This window comes from Aeromonas fluvialis, from assembly GCF_000819885.1.
GTDB lineage: Bacteria > Pseudomonadota > Gammaproteobacteria > Enterobacterales > Aeromonadaceae > Aeromonas > Aeromonas fluvialis.
Window position 1 is genome coordinate 14,458 of sequence record NZ_CDBO01000052.1, and the last position, 21,429, is coordinate 35,886.

Sequence of the window (21,429 nt, forward strand, 5' to 3'; positions counted from 1 at the left end):
TATCTGTCTGCCATCTGTCTACCAAAGAGCAGGCATGGTCGGGATGGGTTTAGAACTCCCCTTCTTCCATGTACTCCTGCGCGCACTCCACCAACTGCGGCCACAGCTCTTCCGGCACCCAGGCATCCGGGTCATCTTCATCCCCGTCGTACTGGCTCCAGAAGTAGCGGCGCAGGCCGGAGGCGAACTCATCGCTGATCTCGGCCAGCTCGGAGAGCGGCCCCAGCCAGGCGATGCGACGCAGGCCGGAGGCGAGATCGTTGATGGCATCCATCAGGGTACGATCGTCGAAGCTCTGCTCCACCAGCAGGGTGAAGCGCTCGCGCGCCTGCTCGGTCTGATCTTCCTCCAGCTCGCCCACATCGGCCAGCAGGTCGACAAAATCTTCCAGAAGGAACGCGATCAGGCCATCCCTGTCTTCAAACCACTGGATCTGGGCGCCCTTGACCCCCAGCACAGAGGCATCAAACGAATCGTCAAGGTGACACAGTGCCCACGGATCGTCGGTCATGCTTCTCTTCCTCAGGCTAAAACAAATGCCATATGTTATGCCTAGCTCTCGACTCTTGCCACCTTGGGCAACGAGAGGGAGGCGGCCAGACCGCCCAGTTCGGCGCGGCCCATGATGAAACTGCCCCGATAGGCTTCCGCCAGATCGGAGACGATGTTGAGCCCCAGGCCCGAGCCCGGCACCTTCTCGTCGAGCCGCACCCCGCGCAGCACCGCCTTGGCGATCTGATCCTCGCTCATGCCGGGGCCGTCATCCTCGATACGCAAGGTGATCCAGCCCCCCAGCTCGGCGCTGGAGATACGCAGCTCGCTGGCAGACCACTTGAAGGCGTTCTCCAGCAGGTTGCCCACCATCTCGTCGAAGTCCTGCTCCTCCACCCCGACCGCCAGATTGGCGGGCACTTGCAGATCCACCGTCTTGCCCGGATAGAGGCGGGAGAAGGCGCGACAGATGTACTCCACCCGCGCCCGCACCGGCGTCGAGACCCCGAGGATCTTGGCGGCGCCGGTCACCCGAGCCTTGCCGAGGTGATAGTCGATATGGCGCTGGATCTGGTCGAGCTGCTCGCCGATGGCGGCCTGATCCTCCGGCGGCAACTGGGCCACCTGATTGCGCATGATGCTGAGCGGCGTCTTGAGGGCGTGGGCCAGATTGCCGGTGTGGGAGCGGGCCCGCTGCAGCAGCTCGCCGTAGTGGTGTAGCAGCCGGTTGATATCCTCCACCAGCGGCTGGATCTCCAGCGGATAGCGCAGCCGGAACCCCTCCTGATGGCCCTCATGAACCCGCCCCAGTTCGCGGCGCAGCAGGTGCAGCGGCCGCAAACCGTAGACGATCTGGAACATGAAGCCGAGCACCAGACCGGCGGCGGCAAAGCCGAGGCCGAGGAACAGGCTGATCCGGGTCTTGTTGAGGGTCTGGGTCAGGGCGCTGCTGTCCTTGGCCATCACCAGGGTGAAGACCCGATCCGAACCGGGCAGCAGGACGGTGCGGGTCATAATCAGCAGCGGCTCCTTGTTGGGCCCCTTCCCGACGAAGAGGTCGGGATCGCCAAACGCCGACTTGAGCCCGTCGCTCTTCAGGTTGGTATCCCACAGGGAGCGGGAGCGCCCCACGACATTTCCCCCCAGTTCCAGCTGCCAGTAGTAGCCGGAGTAAGGCTGGCCGAAACGGGGGTCAGACATCGGCTCGACCACCACCGGCAGACCGGTTTTGGCCACCTCCAGCCGGGAGAGCAGATCATAGAGCTGCAGGCGCAGGCCGTCAGCTTCCGCCTCCTGCCAGTAATTGCGCATCATGGTCTGCAGGCTGAAGCCGGTGGCGAACAGAAACAGGCCGCACCACACCAGCGCGATGGCGACCAGCCGCCCCCGCAGGGTTCTGACCAGCCTCATTCGTTGATCCGGTATCCCAGACCGCGCACCGTCTCAATCAACTCCGGGTTGGTCTTTTTGCGGATCCGCCCGATAAACACCTCGACGGTGTTGGAGTCACGATCGAAATCCTGAGCATAGATGTGGTCGATCAGCTCGCTGCGTGATACCACCTTGCCCCGATGCTGCATCAGGTAACCCAGCACCCGAAACTCGTGGGCGGTCAGCTTGATGGGGGTCCCTTCGTACCACACCTGCGACGCCGCCATGTCGAGCCGTACTCCGCCAATCTCCAGAATGGAGCTGGCGTTGCCTGCCGCCCGGCGCACCAGCGCATGGACCCGCGCCACCAGCTCGGCCACCTGGAACGGCTTGGTGAGGTAGTCATCGGCACCGGCGTTGAGCCCTTCGATCTTCTCGTGCAGCTGACCACGGGCGGTCAGGACCAGCACCGGGGTATCGATCCCCTTGCTGCGCCACTCTTTCAGCACGCTCAGGCCATCGCGCCCCGGCAGGCCCAGATCGAGAATGATGGCGTCATAGGGTTCGGTCTCGCCGAGAAAACCGGCTTCGTTGCCATCGTGGCAGAGATCGGTAACAAAGCCGGAGAGGCGCAGCTGTTCAGCCAACTGGCCCGCCAGGATTTTTTCGTCTTCAACAATCAGAATTCGCATCAACAGGCTTCCCAAAAGAGGTTATTCATCATCTTCGACCGGGGGCCTGGGCGGGTCGAACAGCCGCTCCAGATGGTGGCCCTTGGCCCACACCAGCTCAAGGTTGTCGGCCCGATAGGCCACCTTGATCACGCTGTTCTCCCGATCGATGACTCGCAGTTCATAGAGCCAGATACCATCCTCTTCCCCCAGATCCACCCGCAACACCCGCACCGGCAATCTGGCCGCCACCTCCATCATTTCATGGAAGGGCCGAACCCGTCCCTCATGGACAGCTTGCTGCAGTTGGGCTTCATCAGGCGTGACCGCCTGTACCAGCACCGGCAGCAATAACCCGAGCAGAGGGAGCGCTCTATTCATGGATGATTCATCTCCAAAAACCTAACATAATGGCGTTTATAGTCTGCCAGCCATGAATCCGGAATGAATATGATCCCGCGCAGTTTCCTGCTGATCCTTTGCCTGTTGAGTGCCACAAGTTGGGCTGCCCAGAGCCGTCTCGACATGGCCGGGCTGGTCAAACTCCTGCTGGCGCAAGGGTATCACGACATTCGGGAAGTGGAGCTGGAAGGGGACAAATTCGAGGTCAAAACCCTCAATCGCCAGGATCAGAAGGTGCATCTCATCGTCGATGCCTACACTGGCGAGATCAAACAACAAGAGGCCGATTAGGCCTCTTTTGCATTCCAGCGTCCCCGCATGGGGCGCAGCAGCTTCTCCCGTCTCGGCCAGAGCAGGGCACAGGCCAGCAGCAGGTAGATGAGGGGCTCGCCCCAACCGCTCTTGAGCGACCACCAGTAGTGCACCGGCACCAGCAGGGCGATGGCATAGACCCAGTTGTGCAGCTTCTGCCATGCAGCGCCCATGCTGCGCTGCAATGCGGGCAGCGAGGTGATGCTGAGGGCGGCCAGCAGCAGCAGGGCCACCATCCCCACCACGATATAGCTGCGCTTGACCAGCTCGCCGCCAATCAGGCCCCAGTCAAACTGCAGATCCAGCCCCAGCCACGCCATGAAGTGGAGCAACGCCCAGACAAAACACCAGAGCCCGAGGGGGCGGCGCAGCTTGATGAGCGGCCCCTGCCGCCAGCGCTTGGCCAGCGGCGACACCAGCAGGGTGAGCAGCAGCAGGTTGAGCGCCCCCTTGCCGAGGTAGTGGATAAGCTCGGGCACCGGATCGCCCCCCAGCAGACCCGCCGGAATGGCAAAAACCAGCCAGAGCAGGAAGCCGAGGGAGCCCAGATGCACCAGCGCCCGCAAACCGCTGATATGGACCGGTTTCAATCTCAGTACCATTGGCGCAGATCCATCCCCTGATAGAGCGAGGCGACTTCGTCACCATAGCCGTTGAACATCAGGGTCGGCTGACGCTTGGCGCCAAACACGCCGCCCTCGCCGATAAAGCGCTCGCTGGCCTGACTCCAGCGCGGGTGATCCACCTGCGGATTGACGTTGGCGTAGAAGCCATATTCGTTGGGAGCCAGCAGGTTCCAGGTGGTGGGCGGCATCTCCTCCACCAGCCGGATCGAGACGATGCTCTTGATGCTCTTGAAGCCATACTTCCACGGCACCACCAACCGGATCGGCGCGCCATTCTGGGCGGGCAGGGTCTTGCCGTAGAGCCCCATCGCAAGGAAAGAGAGAGGGTGCATCGCCTCGTCGATACGCAGCCCTTCGACGTAGGGATACTCGATGCCGCCCCCCAAACTGGAGGCCTGCCCCGGCAGCTGTCTCGGATCAAACAGGGTTTCGAAGGCAACAAACTTGGCGCGACTGGTGGGCTCGGCACGGCGGATAATCTCCGCCAACGAGATGCCGTTCCAGGGCAGCACCATGGACCAGGCTTCGACACAGCGCAGTCGGTAGATCCGCTCCTCCAGCTCGCTCTTGTTGATGAGGTCCCACACATCGAGGGTAAAGGGCTTGGCCACCTCCCCCTCCACCTTGAGGGTCCAGGGTTCGGGCTTGAGGTAATGGCCGTTGCGAGCCGGGTCGGACTTGTCGGTGCCGAGCTCATAGAAGTTGTTGTAACTGGTTGCCTTCTCTTCCGGTGTCAGCACCAGATTGGCCGGGCGCTCCGCAGGCTTGCTGTTGAGCGGCCTGGTGGCTAATTGGGGAGCATCCTCTTTACCGCGCAGCAGATCGAGTACACCGGCCTGAGTGGGAAACGCCAGGGTGGCCGCGCCCAGACCCAGCCCTTTGAGAATAAGGCGGCGGTCCTGATAGACGGCTTCCGGGGTGACATCCTGTTCGGTGAGGGGGTGGGCGGTACGACGCTTGATCAACATGAAAAACTCCCGGGGCTGAGTGAGGCAGTATGGATAAGACCCGCCCCGGCAGATTTTTATTTCACACAAATTTACATCATGTGGTGCAGGGGCAGTGCCTTGGCCATGGTGCCGACCAGAAACAGGACTACGAACACCAGCAGGGGAACGATCACATTTGGCGCCATCAGACTCACTCCATGAGCAGGACAGGGCCTCTAACTATGGCCGACTGTCAGGTCGGTCACCAATGAATTTTTTTCGCGAGCGCAAGCGTATTCCTGAGTTGAAAAGGGTGATGAGGATCACACACAATTCGGCCCCCGCTTGCCGCCCCGATTGCCGGGGGTAGGCTGCCCATTTTGCGAAGCCAACTGAAGAGTCGCCCCATGAGCCCACTGATCGCCATCGCCATCACCACTGGAATTCTCTCCGCCGTCTGGGGCTGGATTGCCGTCGCGTTCGGCCTTATCTCCTGGGTCGGCTTTCTCGGCTGCACCAGCTATTTCGCGTCAAGCGGTGGCTACAAGGCGCTGCTGCAGACCATCTTCTGCAACACCAGCGGCATGCTGTGGGCACTGCTGCTGATCCATGGCGACAGCCTGTGGGGGGCGGGCGTGGCGGGTTACGTGATGACGGGGGTGGTCGCAACCCTGATGTGCGTGCAGGCCAAGCAGCAGTGGCTTGGCTACATTCCCGGCACCTTTGCCGGTTGCTGTGCCACCTTCGGGGCGGCTGGCGAGTGGCGGCTGATCCTGCCCTCCCTCATCATCGGCGCCTTGTTCGGTTACCTGATGAAGGCGAGCGGCCTCTGGCTCTCCCATAAAACCCAAAAAGCCGATGCCGCTCCGGCGGTAGTTGATCCCGCCTGATTTATCCCTTCGATTTGAAGTTTGCAGCTTCGATACCGTGCCGATTCAATAACTTGTAGAAATCGGTACGGTTTCTGCCCGCCATGTTGGCCGCCAGGGTCACGTTGCCCTCGGTGGTGCGCAGCAAGCGGATCAGATACTCCTTCTCGAATTCGGCCCGCGCCTCGTTGAACGAGGGGATGCCGCCGCCACCGCCGCTCAGGGCGGACTCCACCATGGAGACCCCGATCACCGGGCTGCAACAGAGGCTGGCGAGCTGCTCCACCACGTTGCAGAGCTGGCGCACGTTGCCGGGCCAGGCTGCTGCGGCCAGCATGGCCAGCGCCTCCGGCGAGAAGCCCATGGCGGCACAGTCACTGTGGCGGCTACGGTAATCGTCTAGCGCCTGACGGGCCAGCAGGGGAATATCCTCGCTGCGGGCACTGAGAGACGGCAAGGTGATGTTGGCGACGTTGAGACGGTAGAAGAGATCTTCCCGAAAGCGCCCCTCCTCCATCGCCTTGACCAGATCCTGATGGCTGGAGCTGAGCACCCTTACCTCCGGCGTGCCCTGACCATACTCCTCCATCACCTGCAGCAGCTTGGCCTGCAGGGATTCGGAGAGGCTGCCAATCTCGTCGAGAAACAGGGTCGCCCCCTTGGCCTGCTCGAACAGCCCGGACTGGCCATCTTCACCAAACAGCTGCAAGTCGAGTGACGCCCACGGAATGGCGGCACAGTTGCTGGTATGAAGCGGCTTGTCTCGCCGCTGACTGGCCTGATGCAGCGCCTGCGCCATCGCCCCCTTGCCGGAGCCTGACGGCCCCATGATCAGCACCGGCACCTCCATGGTGGCGATGCTGTGAGCCTGAATGAGCAGCTGTTCCAGCTGGGGATTACGGGTCAGGATCAGCGACTGCCACTCCTGCTGCTGTTTCGGCCGGGTCAGGCTCAACGCATGTTCGATGGTGGCGAACAGCTCATCCTTGTTGATGGGCTTGGTCAGGAAGCTGAAGACGCCGGAGCGGGTCGCCTGAATAGCGTCCGGGATAGTGCCGTGGGCGGTCATGATGATCACCGGCAACCCCAGCCACTGGGTCTGGATCCGCTCGAACAGGGCCAAACCATCCATGCCCCCCATCCGCAGATCGCTCAGCACCAGATCGGCTCGCTGCTGGCGCAGCCGGTCGAGGGCCACTTCCGCACTGTCGGCGGTATCCACTTCATAACCCTGACTGCGCAGCCGCATGCTCATCAGCTTGAGCAGACTGACGTCATCATCCACCAACAGGATCCGGCTCATGGTATGACCTCACGATGTTCGTTCAGCTTGCGCTGGTTGAGCTGGTCGTCGATGGCGGTCAACTGTTCGATCTGGCGACGCAGCCGCTGGATCTCCTGACTCTGAACATCGCGCCGGCTGTCGCGAGCCAGCAGCTGCTCGCCGAGGGCGATCCAGCTACGCAAAAAGGCCTGGGCATCGAGGCCCAGCTCGGGCAGCATCTGCTTCAGGCGCGCCAGACCGGCGCGACGAGTGGCTACCGCCTCGGCCGGGTGGGAATCCACCATCGCCAGACTGACCCGGCTCTCCAGATCGGAGACCCCTTTCAGACGCTGACGCTCCTGCACCCGTTGCTGGGGGTGACTGGCCAGCAGCCAGTCGGAGTATTGCAGACGCACCTGCATCTCCTTGTTAGCAAACTCCATCCGCTTGGCAAAAGCGATATTGGAGGAGTCCCGCTGTGCCTGTTGTGGCAGCAAGGAGCAACCCGCGAGCAACCCCATCATCAGGACTGGAAATACGCGCTGTATCTTCATAGCTCTCTTTTCAACGTCAACCTGAAGCAGACATCAGCCTGTTCATCGTTTACCAGAATCAACTCACCTCCGAGACTATGGGCAGACTCCCGCGCGATAGAGAGGCCCATACCAGAGCCTTTCAATACACCTTGTCGCACTGCGCTGCCCTGTTCGAAGGGTTCAAAAATGCGTTGCTGATCGGCCGCGGGGATCTCGGGCCCCTCGTTGGCCACTTCCAGCCAGCTTATCTGTTCATTCTGCCCTGCCCTGATCCAGATATTGCTCCCGCTGGCGCCGTAACTGACGGCGTTGGAGAAGAGGTTGTCGAGGATCAGCCTCAACCGGTAGGGCTCCGCCCACAGGGTAACCGGTCCGGTCGGCAAGTGTACACGGATCTGCTTGGACTCCAATGCCAGCCGGTACTCGATGGCGAGTTCTGACAGCATGGGCAGCAGGAGAACAGGTTCCCGTTCGAAGGCCTCCTGCTGACTGAGCCGGTTGAAGTCGAGCAGCCGCTCGATCAGGGTCTGCAGACGCCGACTGTTCTCGTCGAGCATCTGGCAAATCTCCAGCTGATCCGGCGTCAACGGCCCGACCAGCTGTTCGCAGAGCAGATCCGATCCCTCCCGCAGCACCGCCAGCGGGGTCTTGAGCTCGTGGGAAACATGACGCAGAAACTGATACTTTTGCTGCTCCAGCTCCTTGAGCTTGTCGTAAAGCCAAAGAAGCCGTTCTCCCAGCAATACCAGCTCGGCAGGGCCGTCAACCGGCTTGGGATCGGGTTCGACCCCGGCACCCAGGCTCAAGATGCGCGACTCAATCTGTCGTACCGGGTGGATAATAAGGTAGGTGAAGATAAAGACCATCAGCAGGCTGAGGGCTGCCACGGCACCGCTCACCCACCAGAGCTCCCTGGTCAGTCCGGCGATGGTGAGCCGCACCCGATCCATGTGCTCGTCAACCCGGCTGCGGGTGACCATCTCGAGCTGCTTGTTGGCATCGTTAAACAGCTCAAGCTTGTCCCCCGCTACCGCCGCCTGGGCCAAGGCAACATCCTGCAGGCTGTCGAGCCAAGCCAGCCCCTGATCCAGCGCGCTGTAAAGCTGGCCGTCGGAGATGGAGTTGCGATGGTCTGCCAGCAACACCCGATACCCGTCAAGTTGCTGCTGATAGCTGGTCAGACTGCGGCGATCCCCCAGCACCGCGAAACGGCGCAAGGTGCGCTCGATATCGATAACCTGCGCCGTCAGCAGGGTGGCGCGGCGGGTATCCTTGACCGCTCGTTCCATCTCGTCGCTGGTGAGCTGGCTGAGGTGAGCAAGGGCTTTGCTGTTGTGCCAGATCATGCCGCCCAGCGGCATCAATACCAGCACAAATCCCATCAATACCACCTGCAGCAGGGAGCGTGGGCGAACCTTGGTCATCATCTCTTCTCTTGCATTCTCACCGGTGCGCCAGCATAGCTGCACCGCCCCAAAAAACAAAACCGGCCAACAGGCCGGTTCAGCTTATCTGGAACAGGGATTTTCACGCCAATCCGACGGATGCCAGACAGATAATCAGGATCATCGCCAGCGCTCCCGAAGCGGTCAACAGCGCCCATTTCAGCTCCACACTCATGCAAACCTCCTTTCTGCCAATCAGTGCCGGATCACAATAGATAAGATAATGTTACGTCATAGTTAATCCGATAACCGTGAGCTGCGTATACATTTCAGATGAGCCCAACCCCGGGAAGGTGAGCATGTTCTATCTGTGTAGCATTGGTTCCAATATTGACCCTCATATCCATGTCAGCCGCGCACTGGCCGAACTGCTTGCGCACGTCGGCCACCTGCAGCTCAGCTCGGTGATCCGCACCAAGCCAGTGGGTATGGACTCCAGCAACGACTTTCTCAACTGCCTGCTGGTGGTGGAGAGCCCGCTCGATGTCGCCCGTCTTAAGCAGCGCTTTGTCGCCCTTGAAGTGGCGCACGGCCGGGATAGGAGCGACCCGCTCTGCAAGGTGCACGACCGGCCGCTCGACATCGATATTCTGGCCAGCAACAGGAGCGGTGGCTTTGCCACGGCAGAGGTCGATTCCTATCTTTCCGAGCTGCTGAGCGAGCTCTACGGCCATGGTGAAGTGCATGACCCCAAGGTGGCGTTACAGGTGACGCTCCCCGGCCCGTCGGGTAAACACAAACCCGACAAGGGAGTGCTGACCCGGCAGGTCGGGCTGGGACCGCTGGTACTCGGCACGTCCTCAGAGTGTGGCCAGAGCACGCCCGCCATCTACCTTGATGCTGGCCCCCGTCATATAACTGTTCCCCATCAGTAGCTGCACCGCCTGCCAGATAGGCTCAAGCCCCCCTTCCCGCGCCAGCGGTGTTTTCGCCAACACCTGCTGGCGCCACGCCTCGTCATGCTCGTCGAGAAACAGGATGGGGCCCGGCTCTATGGTGTTGACCCGCACAGTGGGCGCCAGCTCGCGGGCAAAACTCATGGCCAGCGAATGGGCTCCCGCCTTGGTGGCCACATAGCTGGCGAAACGGGGAGCCGGTGCATGGATATAGATATCGGTGATGTGAATGATGCTGGCGTTGGGGTTGCTGGCCAGCCGGAGGGCCAGCGCCCGGTTTAGCTGGAAGGGGGCCGCCATGTGCACCCGGTAGAACTGCTCGAACTGGGCCAGCTGTGCCGCCGGATCGGCCTCTTGCTGCTCAAAGGCCGAGGCGTTGTGGATCACCAGCGCCAGATCCTGATGGGCAGCCAGCACATCGATCAGCTTGCCAACGTCCTCTTCCCGGCCAAAATCGGCCTGCACCAGCTCGACCCCCAGTGCCGCCAACGTGGCCAGCTCCGGCCGCTCGCTGCGATAACTGCCCGTCACCTGCCAGCCTGCAGCCACCAGCTGTTCACAGAGATAAAATCCGAGTCGACGGCCGCAGCCCGTTACCAATGCACGCATACGCTCTCCTTTCCATTTCGTGGTATTGCATGAACGAAGCCCGCCGGTCAGCGGATCACCGCCGATGGCTTGCGCCTATCAATCCCTGCGACACAAGCCATTGGTCGCGGGCAACCCGCCCGCGTCATAGTGACGGCATTCCTCTCTTGCGGAGTCACCACCATGCTGAAAGTGCACCACCACATGGGTCGCCTGACCCACTCCCTCACTGCTGGACTCAGCCTGGCCGAGGCGCTGGACCGCCTGCATCAATCCGGCCTTGGCGGCCTGCCGGTGCTGGATGAGCAGAAACGGCTGATCGGCTTTCTCTCGGAGCAGGATTGCATCCCCAGCCTACTCACCGGCAGCTATCACTGCGACACCCGCACCCGGGTGGAGGATCTGATGAACCGCTCGCCCCTCTCGGTCGGGCCGGATGACAGTATTCTGGAGCTGGCCCGCCAGATGGCCGACGCCAAACCCAAGATCTACCCGGTGCTGCAACAGGGCAAGGTGATCGGCATCATCAGCCGCCGTCAGGTGATGCAAGCCCTCAACCAGCAGATGAAGGTGTGCCAGCAGACCTAGATCTGGTAACGCCCCTTGTCACCGATATCGAAGTGCAGGGGCATCCGCCACTTGGCCAGCGCCAGCAAGGTCAACAGGGCCCCGCAGACCAGCGCCACCAGTGCGGCGGCCCACTCCACCCGCAACCACTCCAGCAGCCACAACGCCGGCAGCAGCACGGGCACCAGCTTGATCCCGGGAATCGAGAAGCAAAACTGCTCCTTGAACGCCAGCCCGGAGAGGGTCGCCAAGGCCGCCCCCAGCACCAGCGCATCCGGTGCTCCCACCGCAGCCAGAGCCAGCGCGCCCCACCCAAATCCCTGCAGAATCAGGCGAATCCGCTTGTCGTAGATATGCAGCGAGAAGCCGCAGATTGCGCTTGCCACTGCCAGAGACATCAACCATTGTGCCAACGGGATCAGCACCATCCCGCTCAGCAGCGCCACACCGCGGCAAAGCAGCAGCAGGGCGGCCGCACTCAAGCCAAGGCGGTAGAGCGAGACGGTTAACTTGTCGATCCCGTCCAGCGGGCTCTCGATTTCAGGGTTTGCCATAAACTGTCGCTTCTAACGGATCAGGTGCCATCCAATATACTGGAATCAGGTCTTGGAATATCTTCAAACGGGCTCAGGAGAGGTAGTTTGCGTGTAACCCACCTGTTTTGATTGCTATTTCCGCTCGGATTGCCGGCCAGAGATCTGGTGATCTGCGGCACAACCATGGAGCCCCTGCTCAAGTTTATCGATGCCGATCAGAGACCCCGCGGACTCGATATCGAGATCGTCACCGCCATCTTCGACAAGCTGACAACCCCCATTCGGTTCGATCTGACCGATTCGGGAGCGCGCCTCACCCACAATGGCGAAACCGACGCCTGCAATCTGGTGATGACCGACTCCTACAAGGCGGAACGAGAGAGTTATCTCATCTATCCCCAACAGGCCCATCTACGCCACAGCTGGCACTTCTTCGTGCGCAAGGCGGACCTGCTGAAGATCCGTTACGAAACGCTGGCCGATCTCAAACCTTGGCGCATCGGCGTGACCAAGGATTTCTCCTATACCCCTGAACTGGCAGCGGCCATGGCCGACCCGTCCTATCAGTTTCAGGAGATCACCATGAACCAGCTGCAACTGCGCAAACTGCTGGCCGGACGGATCGATACCGTGCCCATGCCGCTGGTCACCGCCTTCACCCAGATCAAGGAAGAGGGGCTGACGGGCAAGGTCGATTACCTGCCCAAACCGCTCAAGAGCAGCCCCTACTTCAACACCTGGGCCCGCGCACGGGCGGATGCACAGACCCCCGCCCTGATGGCGGCCTACGATGCCGAACTGCTGCGCATGAAGCGAAACGGCAGCCTCAAGGCCCTCTACGACAAGTACGCCATCCCCTATATCGAACCCTGATCAAGGGGTCAGGGTTTCACATCCCGCAGGATCGGATTCTGCAGCGAAATCAGGGTTTCAGTGGACTGGATCTCGTCGATGGTCTGGATCTTGTTGATCAGTACAATCTGCAGCTCGTCGATGGAGCGGGTCATCACCTTCATGAAGATGCTGTAGTGGCCGGTGGTGTAGTAGGCCTCCACCACCTCGTCCAGCGCCTGCAGCTTGGCCAATGCCGAGGGGTAATCCTTAGCACTCTTCAGATTGATCCCGATAAAGCAGCAGACGTCGTAACCCAGCTTCTTGGGGTTAACCTGCACCCGTGTCCCCTCGATGATCCCCGCCTGTTTCATCTTCTCCACCCGCACATGGATGGTGCCCGGGCTGACCGCCAGTTGTTTCGCAAGTTCGGCGTAAGGGATCCGCGCATTCTCCATCAGAGCGGTGAGGATGGCCTGATCGAGATTATCGATCCGGTAATTTTCCGGCATTTTTTTGCACTCCCGTTGACGATACCTCATTAAAAAACGGCTTATTTTGAAGAAAAAAATACGCAAAGCCTATTTCTATTATCGAATATTGAATTTAGTTGGCATTCTGTTGAAGAATTACCACATCCAACGGGGTTTGAAACAGGAATTCAGCATGAAACAGCACTACATTCGCAGCCAACAGCAGATCAGCTTCGTCAAAGAGATGTTCTCCCGCCAACTCGCCCAACAACTGGGTCTGATGGAGGTGCAAGCCCCCATTCTGAGCCGGGTCGGTGATGGCACTCAGGACAACCTCTCTGGCCACGAGAATGCAGTGCAGGTCAAAGTAAAAACCCTGCCGGAGCACAGCTACGAAGTGGTCCATTCACTGGCCAAATGGAAGCGCCAGACTCTCGGTCGCTTCGGGTTCGGCCCGGGTGAAGGGATCTACACCCACATGAAGGCGCTGCGTCCGGATGAAGACAAGCTCACCCCTATCCACTCGGTCTACGTGGATCAATGGGACTGGGAGAAGGTGATGCCGAGCGAGCGCCGCGATCTCGCCTATCTGCAGGAAACCGTGCGCGGCATCTGGGCCGCCATCAAGGCTACCGAGCGCGCGGTCTGTGCCGAGCACGAGCTGACCCCCTTCCTGCCGGCCGAGATCCAGTTCCTGCACAGCGAAGAGCTGCTGGCCCGTTACCCGGACCTCGATGCCAAGGGGCGCGAGCGTGCCATCGCCAAAGAGCTGGGCGCCGTGTTCCTGATCGGTATCGGCGGTGCGCTCTCCCACGGTGAGCGCCACGATGTGCGCGCCCCGGACTATGACGACTGGAGCAGCCACAGCGAGCTGGGTCTGGCGGGTCTGAACGGTGACATTCTGGTGTGGAACCCGGTGCTGCAAGACAGCTTCGAGATCTCCTCCATGGGGATCCGGGTCGATGTCGAGGCGCTGCGTCGTCAGCTCGCCATCACCGGCGACGAGGATCGCCTGCAGTACGACTGGCATCAGGATCTGCTGGCCGCACGGATGCCGCAGACCATCGGCGGTGGCATCGGCCAATCTCGTCTGGCCATGCTGTTGCTGCAAAAAGAGCATATCGGTCAGGTACAGGTCGGCGTCTGGCCAGCCGAGATGAAAGCCGCCATCCCGGGCATGCTGTAAGTCGGTTTTCTCGTAAAGGAGCATATCGACAAACAGGCACCGGTCGGCATCTGACCATCAGAGATCAAGGCTACCGTACAGGGCATGCTGTAAACGTGTTGATTTTATAGGTCTGGCCCGCAAGCTGTGGCACGCGGGTCAGCCGTGAAGGTGTGTGGCGGTGCGGACTGAACGAGCGCAGTCCGGACATGCTGTAAGCCGTGTGGCCATCCCTGATGGCCCACGGCGAAACTGGGGCTTGCCCCTGCGACCCGCTCAACCCACGCCAGGTCGCGTCACTACATTCCTCCCGGCAATCTTCGGATTGCCGTTTTTTTTGCTTCTGAATCCCCGCCGACAGATATGACAACGCCAACCCGAAGGCTGGCGTTGCAAACATCGATGCGAGGCTGGTTACTGGGTCATGGTCAGGCCGTTGCTGTCAGCTCCCAGCACCAGTTTTTTGCCCGGCACGATGCGGCCGGAGAGCAGGGCCTGCGCCAGCGGGTTCTCCACCTTCTGCTGGATCGCCCGTTTGAGGGGTCGCGCCCCGTAGACGGGGTCGAACCCGGCATGCACCAGCTTGTCGAGCAGCGCTTCGCTCACCTCCACCTCGTAGCCCTGAGCCTCTAGTCGGCCCATCAGGCTCTTGAGCTGGATGCGGGCGATGGACTTGATGTGATCCTCGCCGAGCGGGTGGAACACCACGGTCTCGTCGATCCGGTTGATGAACTCCGGCCGGAAGCTGCGGGTCAGCACCTCCATCAGCATGGCCTTCATCTCGTCGTAATCCTTCTCGGAGTGGTGCTCCTGAATGAGATCCGACCCGAGGTTGGAGGTCATGATGACCACGGTGTTGCGGAAATCGACAGTACGGCCCTGACCATCGGTCAGACGGCCATCATCGAGCACCTGCAACAGGATGTTGAAGACATCGGGATGCGCCTTCTCCACCTCGTCGAGCAGGATCACCGAGTAGGGACGACGGCGTACCGCCTCGGTCAGATAACCGCCCTCTTCATAACCCACGTATCCGGGAGGCGCCCCCACCAGACGGGCCACGCTGTGTTTCTCCATGAACTCCGACATGTCGATCCGCACCATGGCGTCCTGAGTGTCGAACAGGAACTCCGCCAGCGCCTTGCACAGCTCGGTCTTGCCCACCCCAGTAGGCCCGAGGAACAGGAAGGAGCCGATGGGGCGGTTCGGATCGGAGAGACCGGCACGGGAGCGGCGAATGGCATTGGAGACCGCCTCGACCGCCTCCTCCTGGCCAATCACCCGGCTGTGCAGCTGCTCTTCCATCCGCAGCAGCTTGTCACGCTCCCCTTCCAGCATGCGAGCAACAGGAATGCCGGTGGCGCGAGCCAGCACATCGGCGATCTCCACATCGGTGACCCGGTTGCGCAGCAGACTGGTCTCCTGCATCTCTGCCTGGGTGGCGAGATCCAGCTGCTTCTCCAGCTCGGGGATGCGGCCATATTGCAGCTCGGACATGCGGCCCAGATCGCCGGCACGGCGGGCCACATCGAGATCCTGGCGAGCCTGCTCCAGCGCCGCCTTGATATGCTGGGTACCGGCGAGGGCGGCCTTCTCGGCCTTCCACACTTCGTCCAGCTCGTTGTATTCCCGATCTTTTTCGCCAATCTCCTGATTGATCAGATCCAGCCGTTTGCGACTGGCGTCGTCGTCCTCCTTCATCAACGCCTGCTGCTCGAGTTTCAGCTGGATGATGCGCCGCTCGAGGCGATCGAGCGCTTCCGGCTTGGAGTCGATCTGCAGCCGGATGCTGGCCGCGGCCTCGTCGATGAGGTCGATGGCCTTGTCCGGCAGCTGGCGATCCGCAATGTAGCGGTGGGACAGCTGGGCCGCCGCCACGATGGCGGGGTCGGTGATCTGCACATGGTGGTGCAGCTCGTAACGCTCTTTCAGGCCGCGCAGGATGGCAATGGTGTCCTCCACGCTCGGCTCTTCCACCAGCACCTTCTGGAAACGGCGCTCAAGGGCCGCATCCTTCTCGATGTACTGACGGTACTCATCCAGCGTGGTAGCGCCGACGCAGTGCAGGTCGCCACGGGCCAACGCAGGCTTGAGCATGTTGCCCGCATCCATGGCTCCTTCGCCCTTGCCGGCGCCGACCATGGTGTGCAGCTCGTCGATAAAGAGGATGACGTTGCCCTCCTCCTTGGCAAGGTCGCTCAGCACCGCCTTGAGCCGCTCCTCGAACTCGCCGCGATACTTGGCGCCGGCCACCAGCGCCCCCATGTCCAGCGACAGCACCCGCTTGTTCTTGAGCCCTTCCGGCACCTCGCCATTGATGATGCGCTGGGCCAGCCCCTCGACGATGGCGGTCTTGCCGACACCGGGGGCACCGATCAGCACGGGGTTGTTCTTGGTGCGGCGTTGCAGCACCTGAATGGTACGGCGGATCTCGTCATCACGGCCGATCACCGGGTCAAGCTTGCCAATTTCGGCCCGCTCGGTGAGATCGATGGTGTACTTCTCCAGCGCCTGGCGATTCTCCTCGGCGTTGGCATCCTCCACCTTCTTACCGCCACGCACCTTGTCGATGGCCGCTTCGAGTTTCTCCTTGGTCAGCCCTTGGGCACGTAGCAGCTCGCCCAGCGTCCCCTTCTCGTCGAGGGCCGCCAGCACAAAGAGTTCGGAGGAGATGAACTGATCCTTGCGCTGCTGGGCCAGCTTGTCGCAGACGTTGAGCAGCCGGCCAAGGCCGTTGGAGAGCTGCACGTCCCCTTCCACGCCGCTGACACGCGGCAGACGATCCAGCTCCTCGCCCAGACGCGAACGCAGGGCATTGATGTCCAGCCCGGTCAGGGTGAGCAACGGGCGAATGGAACCACCATCCTGGTTGACCAGGGCGGTCATCAGGTGAACGGGTTCGATAAATTGGTGGTCACGACCCAGCGCGAGCGACTGGGCATCGGAAATAGCAATCTGGAATTTGCTGGTCAGGCGATCGAGGCGCATTGCACTCCCCCTTCAAACAGGCAGACGCCGCTTGCGCGGCAAACAACATAACTTTCTGAGATGAAAGATGAGGCCCGTACGGACTATTTCAAGGGCTGTGACTGGTTATTTTTTCTGCAAAGCGGGGAGAGGGCAGGATCACCGCCTCTCTCATACGGATTTGGTCTTGAAAGAGACGGGGTATTACTTGGCGGGTGATTGCTTAGCGGGTCAACCAGATGAGGGAGGCCATGCGGCCGGTCTGGCCGTCGCGGCGATAAGAGTAAAACTGCTCGCTATCGCTGAAGGTGCAGTGCTCGCCACCATAGATGGCGGTAACGCCAGCACGGGCTAGCCGCAGTCGGGCCAGCTGGTAGATATCTGCCAACCATTTGCCGTCGTTGGACGAAGGCGCGAAGGCCGCTTCTGCTGCGGCCTGCTCCGCCATAAAGGCCTCGCGCACCTCGCCACCCACTTCAAACGCAGTGGGGCCGATGGCCGGGCCAAGCCAGGCCAGGATCTCCCCCGGCTCGCAGCCCATGGCCGTGATGCTCGCCTCCAGCACGCCTCCCTGCAGCCCGCGCCAGCCGGCGTGAGCGGCGGCTACTACAGTGCCGGCCCGATCGCAGAACAGCACCGGCAGACAGTCGGCGGTCATCACGATGCAGGCTTGAGCCACCTCATGGGCGCAAGCCGCGTCGGCATCCGGTGCTTGCTGATAATGGCTGCTGACCGGATGAACCACGGTGCCGTGCACCTGATTGAGCCAGTTAAGGGGCCCCGGGATGGCAGCTGCCTGCTGCAGCCGGGCCCGATTGGCCTCGACTCGCGCCGGTTCATCCCCCACATGGGCACCCAGATTGAGGCCGGCAAAGACCCCTTCACTGACGCCGCCATCCCGGGTGGTCGACAACGCCCTGACGTGCGCCGGGGCTGGCCAGTCGGGTTCGATCCATTTCATCTGTGACTCCTTTAATTCACCGATATAAAAACGGGGCTCCTTATCTGCAGCCAGTTAAGGAACCCCGTTTCAACGTAAGCAACATGGCTGGTACGACGGCAGAGGCCGTCGCGGCGCCACCTTATTCACCCATTAATTCCAGACAATGTCATCCGGATTGGCGAGGGTATCTGCCCGCAGCACTTCCATCAGCTCCACCATGTCTTGCGGCGTGGGGGAGTGCCACTGCATCACTTCACCCGTGATGGGATGCGCCAGTTGCAGCATGGTGGCATGCAGCGCCTGACGGTTGAAGCCGCGCAGCATCTGGGTCAGCTCCGGCGTCGCGTTGCGCAGCAGGCGCAGGCGGCCACCATAAGCGGGATCACCCACCAGCGGGTGCTTGATGTGCGCCATGTGGACACGGATCTGGTGGGTACGACCGGTTTCCAGACGCAGACGCAGACGAGTGTGGCCACGGAACTTCTCGTGCACCCGGAAGTGGGTCACGGAAGGACGACCATTGGGCACCACGGCCATATGGGTACGCTGGGTCGGGTGACGGCCGATGGGCGCATCAACGGTGCCACCTGCGGTCATGTGACCGATGGCGATCGCTTCGTACTCACGGGTGATCTGGCGCGCCTGCAGCGCTTCCACCAGATGGGTCTGGGCAGGCACGGTCTTGGCAACCACCATCAGACCTGTGGTGTCTTTATCCAGACGGTGCACGATACCGGCGCGGGGCACCTCGGCAATGCCGGGGTAGCGGTGCAGCAGGGCATTGAGGATGGTGCCATCCGGCGTGCCTGCGCCCGGGTGAACCACCAGTCCGGCCGGTTTGTCGATCACCAGAATGTGTTCATCTTCATAAACGATGTTGAGCTCGATATCTTGGGCATCCCAGCGGGTATCGGCTTCCAGCTCGACATTCACATGCACCTGCTGCCCGGCCAGAATCTTCTCGCGCGGGGTGTTGGCAACCTGACCGTCCAGGGTCACTCTGTCCTGTAAAATCCACTCCTTGATGCGGGTGCGGGAGTAGTCTGGAAACAATTCGGCCAGGGCCTGGTCGAGTCGCTGCCCGAATTGGTGATCCTGGAATTCGCCTGTCAGTTCAATATGCTGGCTCATGTATGGTCTCTTGAGCGGGGGGTATCAATTCGAAATAATCCGGGTATTCTAGCTTTTCTTTTAGCCAAGCATAACGGATACTTTGCCAATTTCGTGGAAATGGACCGGATGTTGTTGATGGGAAAGAAGTCTCACCTGCTGATGTCGCTCGCCTTGGTCGCTACCTTGATCACAGGCTGTTCCAGCACCAAACCCAAGGTACCCGACGAACCGCCGGAGACCCTGTACCAGAAAGCACGCCTCAAACTGGACGTTGGCAATTACGCACAAGCCACTGAATTATTGGAGGCTTTGGACTCTCGCTACCCGTTCGGTGCCTACTCCAACCAGGTGCAGCTTGACCTCATCTATGCCTACTACAAGCAGGATGATACCGCTCAGGCGATCGCCAATATCGACCGTTTTATCCGCCTCAATCCGGCGCATAAAAATATCGATTATGTCTTCTATATGCGCGGCCTGACCAACATGGCGGCGGATTACAACTTTTTCCAGAGCCTGTTCGGTATCGATCGGGACGACAAAGACCCGGCTTATGCCCGTCAGGCATTCCAGGATTTCAAGACCCTGCTGCAGAACTACCCCAACAGCGTCTATGCCGCCGATGCCCGCGCCCGCATGATTGGCCTGAAGAATCGTCTGGCCAGATATGACCTGACCGTTGCCGAGTATTACGTGAAGCGTGATGCACTGGTCGCGGCCGCCAACCGGGCCAAGCTGATTGTCGAAACCTACCCCGACACAGCCGAAACCGAGAAGGCACTGGAGATCATGGTCGAGTCTTACGACGCCCTGAAGATGCCGCAGCTGGCCAAGCATGCCCGTGAAGTGCTGGCCAAGAACTACCCGGAGAACCGCCTCGGCCGTGGCTGAGTGATACGGATAAACCGGTAACAAAAAACCGATGCCAAGGCATCGGTTTTTTTATCTCTGCAATTTATCCACAGATGTTATCCGCAGAGGCTCTGCAGGGCAGGATCAGCGTGACGGCGCCATCATCACAGCTGTTACTTCGCGACATTACCCGCCACGTTCAGGGCGTCCCAGGTGCGGGAGAAGGGCGGCGCGTAGGCAAAGTCCAGCATGCCGAGCTGCTCAGTGGTCACTCCCATGGTGATGGCCACCGCCAGCGCATCGATGCGATGTACCGCCCCTTTGCGACCGAGGATCTGGCCTCCCAGCAGCCGCTTGCTGCCCGCTTCATAGACCAGCTTGACATGGATGTCGGACTGACCCGGGCAGTAGTTGGTGTGGCACTTGTCCTTGATCACCACGGTGCGATAGTCGATGCCCATCGCCTTGGCTTCCTGCTCGGAGAGGCCAGTACGACCCGCCTCCAACCCCAACACCTTGAGCGCTGCAGAACCGAGAGTGCCCGGGAACTCCTGCTCGGCCCCAGCCAGGTTCTCACCCACCATCCGGCCCAGCTTGTTAGCGATGGTGGCGAGCGGCACATAGACCTGCTGCTGCTTCACGCTGTGCCAGACGCTGGCACAGTCACCGGCCGACCAGACATTGGCCAGCGAGCTGCGTCCCTGACGGTCCACCTTGATGGCGCCGTTGCCGAGCCGCTCGATACCGGTATCGGCCAGAAATTCGGTGTTGGGCTTGACCCCGGTGCAGACCACCACGATATCGGCCTCGTACTCGCCCTGGCTGGTTCGCACGCCAGTCACCCGGCCATCCCCCAGCAGCGCTTCAACTCGCTCACCCAGATGGAGAGAGACCCCCTGCTCGCGCAGTTCGGTTTCGATGTGCTGGGTGATCTCGCCATCAAACGCGTCGGGGATGACCCGATCCGCCAGCTCGATGAGACGCACCTCTTTGCCCTGATGGACCAGTGCCTCAACCACCTCCAGCCCGATAAAGCCGGAACCGATCACCACGGCGCGGCGATTGTTTTTGTCTTGTACTGCCGCCTTCAACGCCAATCCGTCGGCCATCCGGCGCAGACCGAATACCCCTTGCTGCTGCAAACCGGGGATAGGTGGCATCACTTCGCGGGCGCCGGTGGCAATCATCAGCCGGTCATAGCGATCGGTGAAGGTGTCGCCGTTATGCTCGACTGTCAGCGTCTGCGCGGCAGCATCCAGACTCAACACCCGGTGACCAATCTTGACCTCAATCCCCTTGGCGGCGAACTGCTCGGGGGTGAACTCGGCCATGTAGCCGGGCTCCTGAAACTCGTTGCCGACGAAATAAGGCAGGCCACAGGCACCGAAGGAGATCACTTCGGAGGCCTCATACACCACGATCTCGGCATCTTTGGCCAGACGGCGCGCCTTGGCCGCCGCGCTCATACCGGCGGCTTCGCCACCGATGATCAGAATTCTCATTATTTTTCCTCTCAATGGCGCAGGGAGGGCATGCCCTCCCTGCGGTCTATGACGGGAAAGGGTCACCCCTTTCCACGCG

Annotated in this window: 24 protein-coding genes; 7 read left to right on the top strand and 17 right to left on the bottom strand. The window is 61.0% G+C overall.

Annotated elements, in window-relative coordinates:
- Nucleotides 1-49 precede the first annotated feature (49 nt).
- The 4 genes from BN1125_RS10540 to BN1125_RS10555 are packed head-to-tail and all read right to left on the bottom strand — an operon-like array spanning nt 50 to nt 2,915.
- Nucleotides 50-511: a hypothetical protein gene (locus tag BN1125_RS10540; RefSeq protein WP_033114845.1), complete on the bottom strand. Its 462-nt coding sequence runs from the start codon at nt 509-511 to the stop codon at nt 50-52.
- A gap of 41 nt (nt 512-552) precedes the next feature.
- A complete protein-coding gene (locus BN1125_RS10545; RefSeq protein ID WP_042012261.1) occupies nt 553-1,902 on the bottom strand; it encodes a sensor histidine kinase in 1,350 nt (449 codons plus the stop codon).
- Nucleotides 1,899-2,555, bottom strand: a complete 657-nt coding sequence (locus BN1125_RS10550; protein ID WP_042012262.1) for an AHA_4052 family stress response regulator transcription factor — start codon at nt 2,553-2,555, stop codon at nt 1,899-1,901. The genes BN1125_RS10545 and BN1125_RS10550 overlap by 4 nt, the downstream gene beginning before the upstream one ends.
- A 21-nt stretch (nt 2,556-2,576) precedes the next feature.
- Nucleotides 2,577-2,915 carry a PepSY domain-containing protein gene (locus BN1125_RS10555; protein ID WP_042012263.1) on the bottom strand — a complete coding sequence of 113 codons (339 nt, stop codon included), beginning with the start codon at nt 2,913-2,915 and terminating at the stop codon, nt 2,577-2,579.
- A 63-nt stretch (nt 2,916-2,978) separates the two neighbouring features.
- On the opposite strand from BN1125_RS10555, the gene BN1125_RS10560 reads away from it, so the two are divergent.
- On the top strand, nt 2,979-3,227 hold the full coding sequence (locus BN1125_RS10560; RefSeq protein ID WP_013724184.1) for a PepSY domain-containing protein: 249 nt from the start codon (nt 2,979-2,981) through the stop codon (nt 3,225-3,227).
- Here BN1125_RS10560 and msrQ read toward each other — a convergent pair.
- Nucleotides 3,224-3,850, bottom strand: a complete 627-nt coding sequence (gene msrQ / locus BN1125_RS10565) for a protein-methionine-sulfoxide reductase heme-binding subunit MsrQ (protein WP_042012264.1) — start codon at nt 3,848-3,850, stop codon at nt 3,224-3,226. The genes BN1125_RS10560 and msrQ overlap by 4 nt on opposite strands.
- Entirely contained in the window at nt 3,841-4,842 is a 1,002-nt protein-coding gene (gene msrP, locus BN1125_RS10570) for a protein-methionine-sulfoxide reductase catalytic subunit MsrP (protein WP_042012265.1), read from the bottom strand. The genes msrQ and msrP overlap by 10 nt, the downstream gene beginning before the upstream one ends.
- A 368-nt stretch (nt 4,843-5,210) precedes the next feature.
- On the opposite strand from msrP, the gene BN1125_RS10575 reads away from it, so the two are divergent.
- Entirely contained in the window at nt 5,211-5,693 is a 483-nt protein-coding gene (locus BN1125_RS10575; protein ID WP_005339809.1) for a DUF1097 domain-containing protein, read from the top strand.
- A 1-nt stretch (nt 5,694) separates the two neighbouring features.
- On the opposite strand, the gene BN1125_RS10580 is transcribed toward BN1125_RS10575, so the two are convergent.
- The 4 genes from BN1125_RS10580 to cydH all read right to left on the bottom strand — a co-directional run bounded on the left by BN1125_RS10580 (nt 5,695) and on the right by cydH (nt 9,092).
- Complete coding sequence (locus BN1125_RS10580; protein ID WP_042012266.1) at nt 5,695-6,975, bottom strand: sigma 54-interacting transcriptional regulator; 1,281 nt, start codon at nt 6,973-6,975, stop codon at nt 5,695-5,697.
- The gene (locus BN1125_RS10585; RefSeq protein WP_042012267.1) at nt 6,972-7,490 is read right to left on the bottom strand and encodes a PX domain-containing protein; all 519 of its coding nucleotides are present in this window, start codon (nt 7,488-7,490) and stop codon (nt 6,972-6,974) included. The genes BN1125_RS10580 and BN1125_RS10585 overlap by 4 nt, the downstream gene beginning before the upstream one ends.
- Nucleotides 7,487-8,896: a sensor histidine kinase gene (locus tag BN1125_RS10590; RefSeq protein ID WP_042012386.1), complete on the bottom strand. Its 1,410-nt coding sequence runs from the start codon at nt 8,894-8,896 to the stop codon at nt 7,487-7,489. Before BN1125_RS10590 ends, BN1125_RS10585 begins: the two co-directional genes overlap by 4 nt.
- A 103-nt stretch (nt 8,897-8,999) precedes the next feature.
- Nucleotides 9,000-9,092 (bottom strand): cytochrome bd-I oxidase subunit CydH, encoded by a 93-nt coding sequence (gene cydH / locus BN1125_RS19065; protein ID WP_101318427.1) that lies wholly within the window; start codon nt 9,090-9,092, stop codon nt 9,000-9,002.
- A gap of 124 nt (nt 9,093-9,216) precedes the next feature.
- Between cydH and BN1125_RS10595 the strand changes: the two genes are divergently transcribed.
- The gene (locus BN1125_RS10595) at nt 9,217-9,792 is read left to right on the top strand and encodes a 2-amino-4-hydroxy-6-hydroxymethyldihydropteridine diphosphokinase (RefSeq protein ID WP_042012268.1); all 576 of its coding nucleotides are present in this window, start codon (nt 9,217-9,219) and stop codon (nt 9,790-9,792) included.
- On the opposite strand, the gene BN1125_RS10600 is transcribed toward BN1125_RS10595, so the two are convergent.
- A complete protein-coding gene (locus BN1125_RS10600) occupies nt 9,718-10,422 on the bottom strand; it encodes an SDR family oxidoreductase (RefSeq protein WP_042012269.1) in 705 nt (234 codons plus the stop codon). The two genes, BN1125_RS10595 and BN1125_RS10600, sit on opposite strands and share 75 nt — an antisense overlap.
- A gap of 162 nt (nt 10,423-10,584) precedes the next feature.
- Here BN1125_RS10600 and BN1125_RS10605 point away from each other — a divergent pair, with 162 nt between their 5' ends.
- A complete protein-coding gene (locus BN1125_RS10605; RefSeq protein ID WP_042012270.1) occupies nt 10,585-10,989 on the top strand; it encodes a CBS domain-containing protein in 405 nt (134 codons plus the stop codon).
- Here BN1125_RS10605 and BN1125_RS10610 read toward each other — a convergent pair.
- Nucleotides 10,986-11,522, bottom strand: a complete 537-nt coding sequence (locus BN1125_RS10610; RefSeq protein WP_042012271.1) for a DUF2301 domain-containing membrane protein — start codon at nt 11,520-11,522, stop codon at nt 10,986-10,988. The two genes, BN1125_RS10605 and BN1125_RS10610, sit on opposite strands and share 4 nt — an antisense overlap.
- 111 nt (nt 11,523-11,633) lie before the next feature.
- Here BN1125_RS10610 and BN1125_RS10615 point away from each other — a divergent pair, with 111 nt between their 5' ends.
- Nucleotides 11,634-12,377 carry a substrate-binding periplasmic protein gene (locus tag BN1125_RS10615; protein WP_042012272.1) on the top strand — a complete coding sequence of 248 codons (744 nt, stop codon included), beginning with the start codon at nt 11,634-11,636 and terminating at the stop codon, nt 12,375-12,377.
- An 8-nt stretch (nt 12,378-12,385) separates the two neighbouring features.
- Here the strand turns inward: BN1125_RS10615 and asnC are convergent, their stop codons facing one another.
- On the bottom strand, nt 12,386-12,847 hold the full coding sequence (gene asnC, locus BN1125_RS10620) for a transcriptional regulator AsnC (RefSeq protein WP_005339783.1): 462 nt from the start codon (nt 12,845-12,847) through the stop codon (nt 12,386-12,388).
- Between the two features lie 154 nt (nt 12,848-13,001).
- On the opposite strand from asnC, the gene asnA reads away from it, so the two are divergent.
- Nucleotides 13,002-13,994, top strand: a complete 993-nt coding sequence (gene asnA, locus BN1125_RS10625; protein ID WP_042012273.1) for an aspartate--ammonia ligase — start codon at nt 13,002-13,004, stop codon at nt 13,992-13,994.
- Between the two features lie 393 nt (nt 13,995-14,387).
- On the opposite strand, the gene clpB is transcribed toward asnA, so the two are convergent.
- The 3 genes from clpB to rluD all read right to left on the bottom strand — a co-directional run bounded on the left by clpB (nt 14,388) and on the right by rluD (nt 19,014).
- Entirely contained in the window at nt 14,388-16,961 is a 2,574-nt protein-coding gene (clpB, locus tag BN1125_RS10630) for an ATP-dependent chaperone ClpB (protein ID WP_042012274.1), read from the bottom strand.
- A 202-nt stretch (nt 16,962-17,163) separates the two neighbouring features.
- On the bottom strand, nt 17,164-17,901 hold the full coding sequence (pgeF, locus tag BN1125_RS10635) for a peptidoglycan editing factor PgeF (protein ID WP_042012275.1): 738 nt from the start codon (nt 17,899-17,901) through the stop codon (nt 17,164-17,166).
- 132 nt (nt 17,902-18,033) lie between these two features.
- Complete coding sequence (gene rluD / locus BN1125_RS10640; protein WP_042012276.1) at nt 18,034-19,014, bottom strand: 23S rRNA pseudouridine(1911/1915/1917) synthase RluD; 981 nt, start codon at nt 19,012-19,014, stop codon at nt 18,034-18,036.
- Nucleotides 19,015-19,131: 117 nt separating this feature from the next.
- Here rluD and BN1125_RS10645 point away from each other — a divergent pair, with 117 nt between their 5' ends.
- Entirely contained in the window at nt 19,132-19,887 is a 756-nt protein-coding gene (locus BN1125_RS10645) for an outer membrane protein assembly factor BamD (protein WP_042012277.1), read from the top strand.
- Between the two features lie 134 nt (nt 19,888-20,021).
- Here BN1125_RS10645 and BN1125_RS10650 read toward each other — a convergent pair whose 3' ends face one another.
- Nucleotides 20,022-21,350: a CoA-disulfide reductase gene (locus BN1125_RS10650; RefSeq protein ID WP_042012278.1), complete on the bottom strand. Its 1,329-nt coding sequence runs from the start codon at nt 21,348-21,350 to the stop codon at nt 20,022-20,024.
- Between the last annotated feature and the right edge of the window lie 79 nt (nt 21,351-21,429).